The sequence below is a fragment of the Burkholderia metallica genome (assembly GCF_902832845.1).
Taxonomy (GTDB): Bacteria; Pseudomonadota; Gammaproteobacteria; order Burkholderiales; family Burkholderiaceae; genus Burkholderia; species Burkholderia metallica.
In genome coordinates, this window is record NZ_CADFDB010000001.1 from 545,300 (window position 1) to 558,478 (window position 13,179).

13 protein-coding genes are annotated in these 13,179 nt (G+C 68.6%); all 13 read left to right on the plus strand.

Features of this window, described 5'->3' with window-relative positions; all coding sequences use genetic code 11:
* The 13 genes from HWX08_RS02390 to HWX08_RS02450 all read left to right on the plus strand — a co-directional run bounded on the left by HWX08_RS02390 (position 1) and on the right by HWX08_RS02450 (position 13,011).
* A complete protein-coding gene (locus tag HWX08_RS02390; RefSeq protein ID WP_027789383.1) occupies positions 1-312 on the plus strand; it encodes a recombinase-like helix-turn-helix domain-containing protein in 312 nt (103 codons plus the stop codon).
* A 54-nt stretch (positions 313-366) separates the two neighbouring features.
* Entirely contained in the window at positions 367-1,437 is a 1,071-nt protein-coding gene (locus HWX08_RS02395; RefSeq protein ID WP_069260267.1) for an aromatic ring-hydroxylating dioxygenase subunit alpha, read from the plus strand.
* Positions 1,430-2,200: an SDR family oxidoreductase gene (locus HWX08_RS02400; protein ID WP_174920687.1), complete on the plus strand. Its 771-nt coding sequence runs from the start codon at positions 1,430-1,432 to the stop codon at positions 2,198-2,200. The genes HWX08_RS02395 and HWX08_RS02400 overlap by 8 nt, the downstream gene beginning before the upstream one ends.
* A gap of 37 nt (positions 2,201-2,237) precedes the next feature.
* Positions 2,238-2,765: a cupin domain-containing protein gene (locus HWX08_RS02405; protein WP_069260265.1), complete on the plus strand. Its 528-nt coding sequence runs from the start codon at positions 2,238-2,240 to the stop codon at positions 2,763-2,765.
* Between the two features lie 17 nt (positions 2,766-2,782).
* Positions 2,783-3,679 carry an alpha/beta fold hydrolase gene (locus tag HWX08_RS02410; RefSeq protein ID WP_174920688.1) on the plus strand — a complete coding sequence of 299 codons (897 nt, stop codon included), beginning with the start codon at positions 2,783-2,785 and terminating at the stop codon, positions 3,677-3,679.
* Positions 3,676-4,533 carry an IclR family transcriptional regulator gene (locus HWX08_RS02415; RefSeq protein ID WP_174920689.1) on the plus strand — a complete coding sequence of 286 codons (858 nt, stop codon included), beginning with the start codon at positions 3,676-3,678 and terminating at the stop codon, positions 4,531-4,533. The genes HWX08_RS02410 and HWX08_RS02415 overlap by 4 nt, the downstream gene beginning before the upstream one ends.
* Positions 4,530-5,327: an SDR family oxidoreductase gene (locus HWX08_RS02420; RefSeq protein WP_069260262.1), complete on the plus strand. Its 798-nt coding sequence runs from the start codon at positions 4,530-4,532 to the stop codon at positions 5,325-5,327. Before HWX08_RS02415 ends, HWX08_RS02420 begins: the two co-directional genes overlap by 4 nt.
* Positions 5,320-6,987: a thiamine pyrophosphate-binding protein gene (locus tag HWX08_RS02425; protein ID WP_069260261.1), complete on the plus strand. Its 1,668-nt coding sequence runs from the start codon at positions 5,320-5,322 to the stop codon at positions 6,985-6,987. The genes HWX08_RS02420 and HWX08_RS02425 overlap by 8 nt, the downstream gene beginning before the upstream one ends.
* Entirely contained in the window at positions 6,980-7,795 is an 816-nt protein-coding gene (locus HWX08_RS02430) for an aspartate dehydrogenase (protein WP_069260260.1), read from the plus strand. The genes HWX08_RS02425 and HWX08_RS02430 overlap by 8 nt, the downstream gene beginning before the upstream one ends.
* A gap of 72 nt (positions 7,796-7,867) precedes the next feature.
* Positions 7,868-9,358: an aldehyde dehydrogenase gene (locus HWX08_RS02435; RefSeq protein WP_174920690.1), complete on the plus strand. Its 1,491-nt coding sequence runs from the start codon at positions 7,868-7,870 to the stop codon at positions 9,356-9,358.
* Positions 9,359-9,376: 18 nt separating this feature from the next.
* Positions 9,377-10,339 carry a VOC family protein gene (locus HWX08_RS02440; protein WP_069260258.1) on the plus strand — a complete coding sequence of 321 codons (963 nt, stop codon included), beginning with the start codon at positions 9,377-9,379 and terminating at the stop codon, positions 10,337-10,339.
* Positions 10,336-11,580 carry an NAD(P)/FAD-dependent oxidoreductase gene (locus HWX08_RS02445; RefSeq protein WP_174920691.1) on the plus strand — a complete coding sequence of 415 codons (1,245 nt, stop codon included), beginning with the start codon at positions 10,336-10,338 and terminating at the stop codon, positions 11,578-11,580. Before HWX08_RS02440 ends, HWX08_RS02445 begins: the two co-directional genes overlap by 4 nt.
* Positions 11,581-11,610: 30 nt before the next feature.
* Positions 11,611-13,011 carry an MFS transporter gene (locus HWX08_RS02450; protein WP_174920692.1) on the plus strand — a complete coding sequence of 467 codons (1,401 nt, stop codon included), beginning with the start codon at positions 11,611-11,613 and terminating at the stop codon, positions 13,009-13,011.
* Positions 13,012-13,179: the final 168 nt, after the last annotated feature.

The window sequence follows — 13,179 nt, forward strand, 5'->3', positions numbered from 1 at the left end:
ATGAAAGAAGCGACCGTCAACTTCAATCCCTTCCTGAAGCCGTGGGTGGCGCCGCAGCCGAACAACGTCGCGGGCAAGGGGCAGATCGAGATCCCCGGCCAGGTCGAGAACCAGGTCTGGCAGAACCGCAAGGCCGCGCCGACCCAGTACGAAAACGACCTCGGCGACGCGCTCGAACGCGTGTTCGAAGCCGGCGCGACCGAGCTGGACGACGTCGTCGCGGGCCTGAACCGCATCGGCTTCCGCGCGCCGGACGGCACCGCGTGGACCGCCGAGCGCTTCCGCGCCGAAATGGCCTCGCTCGCGGAGTGAGCGCGCTGACGCGCTGACCGCCGAGCCGACGACAACCGCATCCGGAGCACACTGATGACGTCCCCCGCACAACACGCAGTCCAACACGACCCGGTCCGTGACTATCTCGACCGCGGCATCAAGAACTACTGGTATCCCGTCGCGCCGAGCTGGCAGGTGTCGAATGCGCCTGTCGGCCTCACGCGCCTGTCCGAGCAGATCGTGCTGTGGCGCGATCACGACGGCAAGGTCCATGCGCTCGAAGATCGCTGCCCGCACCGCGGCGCGCGCCTGTCGCTCGGCTGGAACCTCGGCGGCAACATCGCCTGCTGGTATCACGGCATCGAAGTTGACGGCGGCGGCACGGTCAACCGCGTGCCGGCCGTGTCGAACTGTCCGCTCGAAGGCACGAAGTGCGTGAAGTCGTACCCGGTCGAAGAGAAGGCCGGCGCGATCTTCCTGTGGTTCGGCGACGAAGCGCACGGCGAGCCGGCGCCGCTGAACCTGCCGGAAGAACTGGTCGCCGACGAATACGCGCACTTCCTGTGCGTGTCGAACTGGAAGTGCAATTACCAGTACGCGATCGACAACGTGATGGACCCGATGCACGGTGCGTACCTGCATGCCACCTCACACTCGATGGCCGAAGGCGACAAGCAGGCCGACATGCGCGTGCGCAAGACGGAAACGGGCCTGATGTTCGAGAAGGTCGGCCAGCGCGACGTGAACTTCGACTGGGTCGAGCTCGGCGAAACGGGCTGCCTGTGGATGCGCCTCGCGATTCCGTACAAGCAGAAGTTCGGCCCGGGCGGCAACTTCGGGATCATCGGCTTCGCGACGCCGGTCGACGGCGACCACTGCCAGGTCTACTTCTGGCGCACGCGCAAGGTCAGCGGCTGGCAGCGCGACGTGTGGCGCTTCATGTATCGCAACCGCCTCGAGGGGCTGCACTGGGACGTGCTCGAGCAGGACCGCTACGTCCTCGAAAGCCTCGCGCCGCAGGCCCGCGATCACGAATACCTGTATCAGCACGACGTCGGCATCACGCGCGTGCGCCGGATGCTGCGCCAGCGTGCGCAGGAGCATCTCTCCGCGCTCGACGCGCATCGTGCGGCGCAGGCCGCGGCGGAGCCGTCGAATGGCTGAGCGCGCTCCGGTCGTGTCGCTCGCGGGGCGCCGCGTGCTCGTCACGGGCGGCGCGCGCGGGCTCGGCGCGGCGTTCGTGACGGCGCTCGTCGAAGCGGGCGCGCAGGTCGCGTTCGGCGACGTGCTGGCCGACGAAGGCCGTGCGCTTGCCGCGCAACTCGCCGAAGCGGGCCACGTCGCGCATTTCTTTGCACTCGATCTCGCCGATCCGGCGAGCGTCGACGCGTTCGTCGCGCAGGGCGCGGCGGCGCTCGGCGGCATCGACGCGCTGATCAACAACGCGGCGATCACGAACTCGGGCGGCAAGCTGTCGACGGAGCTCGACGTGTCGACCTGGGACGCCGTGATGAACGTGAACGTGCGCGGCGTGTGGCTCGTCAGCAATGCGGCGCTGCCGCACCTCGCGCAGTCGGGCCGCGGCGCGATCGTGAACCTCGCATCGGACACCGCGCTGTGGGGCGCGCCGAAGCTGCTCGCGTACGTCGCCAGCAAGGGTGCAGTGATCGCGATGACGCATGCGCAGGCGCGCGAATTCGGCGCGCACGGCGTGACGGTCAACGCGATCGCGCCGGGGCTCACCGAAGTCGAGGCGACCGCCTACGTGCCGGCCGAGCGCCACGCGTTCTACATGCAGGGCCGCGCGCTGACGCGCGCGCAGGTGCCCGACGACGTGACGGGCCCGGTGCTGTTCCTGCTGTCGGACGGCGCGCGCTTCGTGACGGGGCAGTTGCTGCCGGTCAACGGCGGCTTCGTGATGAATTGATTGAACTGAAGTTTTCACTCTGATGAAGGAGAGGACGATGGCGGACGCCGATCTCGAACGCAAGTCGTGGGACCAGCCGGAAGGCGCAAGCTTCAACGACTGGATGGAAGGGCGCGTGGCGCGCTATGCGACGCGTCGCTACGACTGGGACGCACTGAAGTTCCAGGCCGACTACGACCCGAAGTACCGCCGCGCGCAGATGCGCTACGTCGGCACTGGCGGCACGGGCGTCGCGAAGGACGTCAACACGGTGCCGGCCGGCGGCTTCACGTTCTCGACGATGGTCATCCCGGCCGGCAACATCGGCCCGAGCCACATCCACATGGACGTCGAGGAAATCTTCTTCGTGCTGCGCGGCAAGATGAAGGTGATCTGCGAGCGTGACGGCGAGACGTGGGAAGCGGTCCTCGGCGAGCGCGACCTGATCTCGGTGCCGCCGGGCGTGTATCGCACGGAAATCAACATCGGCGAGGAAGATGCGCTGATGTGCGTGATGCTCGGTTCGCCGAAGCCGGTCACGCCGACGTATCCGCCCGATTCGCCGCTCGCGAAGATCAAGCGTTGAGACGGAGCGGCTGAGCAATGAGTGTCATCGACAAACGTGAACGCGACCGCACCGCGGCGTTCGCCGCGCTGCTCGGGCAGTTTCCCGAACAGCGTTGCGCGGCCGGCGCAGCGGGCACGATCGGCTACCGTGAGGCCGGCGCGCAGCATGCGGGCCGCGCGCTGCCCGTCGTGCTGCTGCACGGCATCGGGTCGGGCGCCGCATCGTGGGTGCGCCAGCTCGACACGCTCGGCGCATCGCGGCGCGTGCTCGCGTGGGATGCGCCCGGTTACGGCGTGTCGACGCCGGTGCACGGCGAGTCGCCGGCCGCCGCCGATTACGCGGCGTCGCTGAACGCGTGGCTCGAGGCACTCGGCATCGAACGCTGCGTGCTGGTCGGCCACTCGCTCGGCGCGATCATCGCGGGCGGTCTCGCCCGCGCGATGCCCGCGCGGATCGCCGGCCTGCTGCTGGTGTCGCCCGCGGGCGGCTACGGCGGCGCGCCCGCCGAAACGCGCGAATCGCGTCGCGACGCGCGGCTCGCGATGCTCGCCGCACTCGGCCCGGCGGGGCTCGCCGAGCAGCGCAGCGGCAACATGCTGTCTGGTTTCGCGAACGAGGAGGCGCGCGCGTGGGTGCGCTGGAACATGGCGCGCATCGTGCCGGCCGGCTACGCGCAGGCCACGCATCTGCTCGCGAACGCCGATCTCGCGGCCGATCTCGCCGGTTTTCGCGGCCGCACGGCCGTGGCCGTCGGCGCGAACGACGCGATCACGCCGCCTGCCGCGTGCGAGCGGATCGCCGCGGCCGCGCACGTCGGGCTGCAGGTGATTCCGCAAGCCGGTCATGCCGGCTATGTCGAGGCACCGGCCGTTTATTCCGCACTGATCGACACGTTCTGCCGTCAGTGCGACTCGCAGCGGGGGCTGGCATGAACGAACCGCTGAAACAACCCGAACTCGAGAACGCGAGGGCCGAAGCCAGTTACGTCGTGCCCGGCCTCGAACGCGGGCTGCGGATCCTCGCGGAATTCTCGCCGCGCGAGCCCGTGCTCGGTGCGCCCGAGCTGTCGAAGCGGCTCGGCATTCCGCGCACGACGGTGTTCCGTCTGCTGCAGACGCTCGAATCGCTCGGCTTCCTCGAGCGCGCGGACAAGGATCGCAACTACAAGCTCGGCATCGCCGTGCTGCGGCTCGGCTTCGAATACCTGAGCTCGCTGGAGCTGACCGATCTCGGCCTGCCGGTGATCGAGAGCCTGCGCGATGCGACCGGCTTCACGACGCACATCGTGATCCGCGACGGCCGCGACGTGGTGTTCGTCGCGAAGGCGCAGAGCCAGGCGCCGGTGTTCAGCTCGATCCGCGTGAACGTCGGCACGCGCCTGCCCGCGCATGCGACGACGCACGGCCACGTGCTGATGGGCGACCTGTCGTTGAAGGAACTGCAAGCGCTGTATCCGGAAGGCACACTGAACCGGATGACGAACGCGACGCCGGAAACGGTCGACGCGCTGTATGCGGTGATCCGCGAGGATGCGCTGCGCGGCTACGGCGTCAGCAACTCGTCGTTCGAGCGCGGCATTTCGGTGGTCACGGCGCCGGTGCGCAACGAAACGCAGCGGATCGTCGCGTGCATCACGGTGACGGTGCCGCGGCCGGAAATCGACGCGGCGCTGATCGCGGACGGCCTGATCGACAAGGTGCAGCGCGCGGCGGCAGAACTGTCGCGGCGGCTCAATTACCGCTCGGACGACGAGCACACGTTCATGAAAGCATTAGGACTCCGATGATTCAGATCGATCTGACCGGGCAGGTGGCGGTGGTGACGGGCGGTTCGTCCGGCATCGGCCTCGCGACCGCCGAACGGTTTCTGCAGGCGGGCGCATCGGTCGCGATTTGCGGCCGGGACGGCGAGCGCCTCGCGCGCGCCGAAGCGATGCTCGTCGAAAAATATCCGGGCGCGCAATTGCTCGCCGTGCGCTGCAACGTGCTCGACGAAGCCGATGTGGCTGCGTTCGCGCAGGCGGTGTCCGCGCGCTTCGGCCGCGCCGACATGCTGGTCAACAACGCCGGCCAGGGCCGCGTATCGACCTTCGCCGACACGACCGACGACGCGTGGCGCGAAGAGCTCGAACTGAAGTATTTCAGCATCATCCGCCCGACGCGCGCGTTCCTGCCGCTGCTGCGCGACGCGCAGGCGCCGACGATCACCTGCGTGAACTCGCTGCTCGCGCTGCAGCCGGAGCCGCACATGGTCGCGACGTCGTCGGCGCGCGCGGGCGTGCTGAGCCTCGTGAAGTCGCTCGCGACCGAACTCGCGCCGCAGCGCATCCGCGTGAACTCGATCCTGATCGGCATCGTCGAGTCGGGGCAGTGGCGCCGCCGCTACGAAGCGCAGGCGCAGGCCGGCGAAAGCTGGGACGACTGGACGGGCGCGCTCGCCCGCAAGAAGAACATTCCGCTGAACCGCTTCGGCAAGCCTGACGAGGCCGCCTGGGCGCTCTTTTATCTCGCAACGCATCTGTCGTCCTACACGACGGGCAGCCATATCGACGTTTCTGGAGGCTTTGCACGCCATGTCTAAAAAAACCACGGTTGGCGAGCTGATTGCCGCCTTTCTCGAGCAGTGCGGCGTGAAGACCGCATTCGGTGTCATCTCGATCCACAACATGCCGATCCTCGACGCGATCAACTCGCGCGGCAACATCCGGTACGTCGGCGCGCGCGGCGAAGCCGGTGCGTTGAACATGGCCGACGGCCTGGCCCGCGTGTCGGGCGGCCTCGGCGTCGCGTTCACGAGCACGGGCACGGCGGCCGGCAACGCGGCCGGCGCGATGGTCGAGGCGCTGACGGCCGGCACCGCGCTGCTGCACGTGACGGGGCAGATCGAAACGCCGTATCTGGATCAGGATCTCGCGTACATCCACGAAGCGCCCGATCAGCTGTCGATGCTCGACTCGATCTCGAAGGCCGCGTTCCGCGTGCGCACCGTCGAAACCGTGCTGCCGACGATCCGCGAAGCCGTGCGCGTCGCGCAGACCGCACCGACGGGCCCCGTGTCCGTCGAGATTCCGATCGACATCCAGGCCGCCGAAATCGAATGGCCGGACGACCTTGCGCCGGCGTACGTCGCGGTGCGCGAACACGACTCCGCACGCGTCGCGAAGCTCGCCGACGCGCTGGCCGAGAAGCGCCGCCCGCTGCTGTGGCTCGGCGGCGGCGCGCGCCACGCACGCGAGGAAGTCGAACGCCTCGTGAAGCTCGGCTTCGGCGTCGTGACGAGCGTGCAGGGCCGCGGCGTGCTGCCGGAGGATCACCCGGCCACGCTCGGCGCATTCAACGTGCACGCGTCCGTCGAAGCGTTCTACAAGACCTGCGATGCGCTCGTCGTCGTCGGCTCGCGCCTGCGCGGCAACGAGACGCTGAAGTACAAGCTCGGGCTGCCGCAGCCGCTGTTCCGCGTCGACGCCGATGCGCTCGCCGACAACCGCGGCTATCGCAACGCGCTGTTCGTGCACGGCGATTCGAAGCGCGTGCTGGCCGAGCTGGCCGACCGCCTCGAAGGCCGCCTGACGGTCGATCCGCAGTTCGCGGTCGATCTCGCGACGGCCCGCGAACAGGCGGTGGCCGACGTGTCGAAGGGCCTCGGGCCGTACAAGCAGCTCGTCGACACGCTGCAGGCCGCCGTCGGCCGCGACTACAACTGGGTGCGCGACGTGACGATCTCGAACAGCACGTGGGGCAACCGCCTGCTGAAGATCTTCGAGCCGCGCTCGGGCGTGCATGCGCTCGGCGGCGGCATCGGCCAGGGCATCCAGATGGGCATCGGGGCGGCGCTCGCGGGCGCGGCTGCGAAGACGGTCTGCCTCGTCGGCGACGGCGGCCTGATGGTCAACGTCGGCGAACTCGTCACGGCCGTGCAGGAAAACGCGAACGTGATGATCGTGCTGATGAACGACCAGTGCTACGGCGTGATCCGCAACATCCAGGACGCGCATTACGGCGGCCGCCGCTGCTTCGTGCAGCTGCACCAGCCGGATTTCGCGCAGTTCTGCGCGAGCTTCGGCCTCACGCACTACCGGATCACGTCGCTCGACGACGCCGAAGCGATCGTGCGCGAAGGGATGGCGAAGGAAGGCCCGGTGATGGTCGAGGTCGACATGCTGTCGGTCGGCTCGTTCGCGTCGAATTTCGCGGGCCCGCCGGTCAAGAAGGAAGAACCGTCGGAGCGCCAGTATGCGTAACGGCCACGCACCCGTCGACGTCGCGATGATCGGCTTCGGTGCGATCGGCGCGGCCGTGTACCACGCGGTCGAGCACGATGCGTCGCTGCGCATCGCGCACGTGATCGTGCCGGAACACCAGCGCGCGGCGGTGCAGCGCGAGCTGGGCGGCGCGGTGGAGGTCGTGTCGTCGGTCGACGCACTGGCCCGCCGCCCCGGGTTCGCGCTCGAATGCGCGGGCCACAGTGCGCTCGTCGATCACGTCGTGCCGCTGCTGAAGGCCGGCACCGACTGCGCGGTCGCGTCGATCGGTGCGCTGTCCGATCTCGCGCTGCTCGACGTGCTCGCCCAGGCCGCCGACGAAGGCGACGCAACCGTGACGCTGCTGTCCGGCGCGATCGGCGGCATCGACGCGCTGGCGTCCGCGAAGCAGGGCGGCCTCGACGAAGTGCTGTACGTCGGCCGCAAGCCGCCGCTCGGCTGGCTCGGCACGCCCGCCGAAGAACTGTGCGACCTGCGCGCGATGACCGAGGAGAAGGTGATCTTCGAAGGCACCGCGCGCGACGCCGCGCGGCTGTATCCGAAGAACGCGAACGTCGCGGCGACCGTCGCGCTCGCGGGCCTCGGCCTCGATGCGACGCACGTGCGCCTGATCGCCGATCCGGCGGTCGAGCGCAACGTGCATCGCATCACCGCGCGCGGCGCGTTCGGCGAGATGTCGCTGGAAATGAGCGGCAAACCGCTGCCCGACAACCCGAAGACGTCCGCGCTGACGGCGTACAGCGCGATCCGCGCGCTGCGCAACCGCGCGGCCCGCTGTGTGATCTGACCGGGCCATTGAATGCCCGCCCGCGCCACGGCGCGGGCGAGCCTGCAGAGACAGATTTGTGGGACTTGTGACATGACTCCTTTCGATACGCGCCTCGTACCCGACGGCAACATCCTGATCGGCGGCGAATGGCGGCGCGGCCGTGGCGCGCCTTACGCGAGCATCTATCCGGCCGACCAGTCGCTGAACATGGAAGTGTCGACCGCGGACGCGCAAGACGCGGCCGACGCCGTCGTGGCCGCCGATGCCGCGTGGCGCCGCGCCGACTGGGCCGGGCTGAAGCCGCATCTGCGCGCGCAGGTGCTGTACCGCATCGCCGATCTGATCATGCAGCGCCACGAAGCGCTCGCGAACCTGCAGCGTCGCGACAACGGCAAGCCAATCGGCGAGACGCGCGTGCTGGTGGCGAGCGCCGCGAACACGTTCCGCTATTTCGCGGCGTGCCTCGAAACGCTCGACGAAGAGCTGACGCCGTCGCGCGGCGACTACCTGACGATGAGCGTGTACGAACCGATCGGCGTGATCGCGGCGATCACGCCGTGGAATTCGCCGATCGCGTCCGACGCGCAGAAGCTCGCGCCGGCGCTCGCGGGCGGCAACGCGGTGGTGTTGAAGCCGGCCGAAGTCACGCCGCTCGTGTCGCTCGCGCTGGCGCGCATCTGCGAGGAAGCCGGCGTGCCGAAGGGCGTGCTGAGCGTGCTGCCGGGCAAGGGCTCGGTGATCGGCGACGTGCTCGTGCGGCATCCGCTGGTGAAGAAGGTGTCGTTTACCGGCGGCACCGAAGTGGGCCGCGGCATCGCGCGCATCGCGGCCGAGAAGCTGATGCCCGTGTCGCTCGAACTCGGCGGCAAGTCGCCGACGATCGTATGCGACGACGCCAATCTCGATCACGCGGTCAACGGCGTGCTGTACGGCATCTTCAGCTCGTCGGGCGAAGCGTGCATCGCGGGCTCACGGCTGTTCGTGCAGCGCTCGGTGTACGACGAATTCATGCGACGCCTGGTGGCCGGCGCCCGCAAGCTGCGCGTGGGCGACCCGACGCGGCCCGACACGCAGATGGGGCCGCTGATCACCGCGAAGCATCGCGAATCGGTGGAGCGCTACGTCGCGCTCGGCCTCGAGGAAGGCGGCCGCCTGCTGTGCGGCGGCGAGCGGCCGTCGGGCGACGGCCGCGAAGACGGCTTCTTCTATCAGCCGACGATTCTCGAAGGTCTGCCGAACAGCGCGCGCATCTGCCAGGAAGAAATCTTCGGGCCGGTGCTCGTCGCGATGCCGTTCGACGACGAAGCGTCGCTGATCGTGGAGGCGAACGACAGCGTGTTCGGTCTTGCGGCCGGCATCTGGACGCGCGACTACAAGCGCGCATGGCGCATCGCGCGTGCGCTGGAGACGGGCACCGTCTGGATCAACACGTACAAGCTGTTTTCGATCTCCACGCCGTTCTCGGGCTGGAAGGAGAGCGGGATGGGGCGCGAGAAGGGGCGCCTCGGTATCCGCGAGTACATGCAGCAGAAGAGCCTCTACTGGGGATTGAACGACGCGCCGCTGCCGTGGGCGAACTGAGCGAAGGGGAATGACGCAATGAGCATTTTGGGAATCGAGCAGATCACGTACGGCGTCGACGATCTCGCGACCTGCCGGCGCTTTTTCGCCGACTGGGGGCTGAAGGAAGTCGAGCACGACGACACGCAAGCACGCTTCGAGACGCTGAACGGCTGCACCGTGCTGGTCGTCAAGGCCGACGATCCGGCGCTGCCGCCCGCGTTCGAAGCGGGCCCGACGGTGCGCGAAGTCACGTGGGGCGTCGCGACGCAGCAGGAACTCGACGCGCTGCGCGGCAAGCTCGCCGGCCAGCCCGGCTTTTACGCACGGAAGGACGCGCTCGGCTGTACCGACCCGAACGGGATGGCGATTCGCATCGAAGTCACGCGCAAGCGTGAACTCGACATCACCGGCTCGCCGTCGAACGTGTGGGGCCGCACGCTGCGCGTCGACCAGCCGAGCCCGATCTACGCACGCGCGGAGCCGGTCGAGGTCGGCCACGTGGTGTTCTTCACGAACTGCCTCGACGCACAGGAAAAGTTCTATCACGAGCTGCTCGGCTTCGAGACGTCCGACCGTTATCCGGGCCGCGGTGCGTTCATGCGCTGCGCGCCGCACGGCGGCCACCACGACCTGTTCCTGCTCGCGCTGCCGAACGGCAAACGCGGCCTGAACCATGTCGCGTTCACCGTGCGCGATATTCACGAAGTGTTCGGCGGCGGCCTGCACATCGACCGCTGCGGCTGGCAAACGCAACTCGGCCCGGGACGCCACCCGGTGTCGTCCGCGTACTTCTGGTACTTCCAGAATCCGGCCGGCGGCCTGATCGAGTACTACGCGGACGAGGACATGCTGACGCCCGAGTGGCAGCCGCGCGAATTCGAACCGGGCCCGACCGTGTTCGCCGAATGGGCCGTCGACGGCGGCCTCGACGGCAACACGCGCCGGCAGAAGGACGCGAAGGCGCCGGAAGGCAAGTTCATGACGGAGCGCAAATCGTGAGCGAAGGGACCACACAGGAGCAGGCCGCGCCCGGCACGGTCGTCGTGATCGGCGGCGGCCAGGCGGCCGGCTGGGTGCTGAAGACGCTGCGCGCGGAAGGCTACGCGGGCCGCCTCGTGATGATCGCGGACGAACCGCATCTGCCGTACGAGCGCCCGCCGCTGTCGAAGGCCGTGCTGGCCGGCGACGCCGACATCGACACCGTGCGCGTCGTGCGCCCGGACGAATTCGACACGCTGAACGTCGAAGCGTGGCAGCCGGAACGCGCCGCGTCGATCGACCGCGCCCGCCGCGTCGTGAAAACCGCAAGCGGCCGCGAGATCGAATACGACCGCCTCGTGATCGCGACCGGCGGCACGTCGCGCCGCCTGCCGGATTCGATCGTCAGGACGCCGAACCTGCATTACCTGCGCACGCTCGACGAAGCGTCCGCGCTTGGCGAGAAGCTGCGCGCGAGCCGGCGCGTGCTCGTGATCGGCGGCGGCTGGATCGGCCTCGAAGTCGCGGCGACCGCGCGCAAGCTCGGCGTCGACGCCGTGGTGGTCGAAGGGGCGCCGCGGCTGTGCGGCCGCTCGGTGCCGCAGATCGTGTCGGATTTCCTGCTCGACCTGCATCGCGCGAACGGCGTCGACGTGCGGCTCGGTGCGGCACTCGCGTCGCTCGACGCGCAGCCGGGCGATGCGTCGAAGGTCCGCGCGACGCTTGCCGACGGCACGACGATCGACGCCGATTTCGCGGTGGCCGGCATCGGCATCGCGCTGAACGCGTCGCTCGCGAGCGACGCGGGGCTGGCCGTCGACGACGGCATAGTCGTCGACGAATTCGGCGCGACGAGCGACCCGGCGATCTTCGCGTGCGGCGACGTCGCGAACCATCACAACGGCTGGCTGAAGCGGCGCGTGCGGCTCGAATCGTGGGCCAATGCGCAGAACCAGGCGATCGCGGCCGCGAAGGCGGTGCTAGGCGTGCGTGCGCCGTACGCGGAGATTCCGTGGTTCTGGTCCGATCAGTACGACGTGAACCTGCAGATCCTCGGCGATCTGCCGGCCGATGCGCAGCTCGTCGTGCGCGGCGAGCTGGCCGCGCGTCGGGCGACGTTGTTTTTCGTGGGCGAAGGACATGTGAGAGGTGTCATCGCCGTCAACAACGCGCGCGAGCTGAAACTCGCGCGCAAGTGGATGAACCAGGGCCGGGCAGTCGATACGGAAGCCCTGGCAGACACGAGCAAGGCCTTGGCCTGACCGCGCGACGAGACACAGGAGACTCCCCGCATGAGCACTTTCGACAACGTCGTGGCCGGACGCGCCACGATGGAAGCTGCCGCCTCCACGCCCGGCGCGATCATCGCGCGGCTCGAGCGGCTTCCTGCCAACGCGATGCAGATCCGTGCGCGCGTGCTGATCGGCACCGCAACGTTCTTCGACGGCTTCGACGTGATCACGATCGCGGCGACGCTGCCGCTGCTGATTCACAAATGGGGGCTGTCGCCGACGCAGATCGGCATGCTGATCGCGTCCGGCGCGATCGGCCAGCTGATCGGCGCCTTCCTGTTTCCCGCGCTGTCCGAGAAACACGGCCGCGTGAAGGCGATCGCGTGGAGTTCGGCCGTGATCGGCGTCACGAGCATCGCATGCGGCTTCGCGCCGACGTTCGAGATCTTCGTGCTGCTGCGGATCTTGCAGGGCCTCGGCCTCGGCGGCGAGCTGCCGGTCGCCGCGACGTACATCAACGAGATCACGCGCGCCCATGGCCGCGGCCGTTTCGTGCTGCTGTACGAGATCGTGTTCCCGATCGGCCTGCTCGTGTCGATGGCGCTCGGCGCATGGCTCGTGCCGCGCTTCGGCTGGGAAATCATGTACTTCGTCGGCGGGCTGCCGCTGATCCTGTCGCTGGTGCTTACGCGCCTCGTGCCGGAGTCGCCGCGCTGGCTCGCGTCGCGCGGGCGTCTGGCCGAAGCAGGGCGGGCGGTCGGCGCGTTCGAAACGTCGGTGCGCGGCGAACTGCCGCCCGTCACGCAGGCGGCCGCGTTCGACGAGATGGTGCGCCAGCATCCGAAGCGCAAGATGAGCGACCTGTTCAGCGCCGCGTATCGCAAGCGCACGCTCGCGGTCGCGACGTTGTGGGCGACCTGTGGGTTCATCCAGTACGGGCTGTCGACGTGGCTGCCGACGATCTACAAGAACTTCTATCACGCGCCGCTGCAGCTCGCGCTGAACCTCGCGGTGATCGGCTCGGTGATGGGCGTGCTCGGGTCGCTGGCGTCCGCGCTGCTCGTCGACAAGCTCGGCCGCAAGCCGGTGATCGTCTGGTCGTTCGTGCTGTGCGCGCTGTCGTTGGCGCTCGCGGGCATCTATCACGCGTCGTCGGTGTACGTCGTTGCGCTTTTCTGCTCGCTGTCGCTCGGGTTGATGGCGTCGGGGTTCATTACCGCGTACGTCTATACGCCGGAGCAGTATCCGACGAGCATCCGCGCGTCGGGCTGCGGGCTCGGCAGCGCGTGGCTGAAGATCGCATCGTTCGTCGCGCCGATGGTCGTGCCGCACGCGATTATCGGCGGGAACCTCGCGCCGGCGTTCTACCTGATCGGCGTCGTGCCGCTGATCGCGGCGCTGACCGTGCACTTCGTCGGCATCGAGACGAAGGGGAAGGTGCTCGAAGCGCTGGAAGCGTAAGCGCGGCCGGTGGTAGCGGATGACGTGACGAGGCCCGGGCGGATGTCCGGGCCTTTTTGTCTGGCGCGCCGCGGGTGCCGGTGCAGAGCGCGTCGTGCGAACGCGCGCAGTGACCGGCTTGCGGCTTGCGTGTTCTAATTCACGCTTCCGTTTTCAGAACGACTGTCG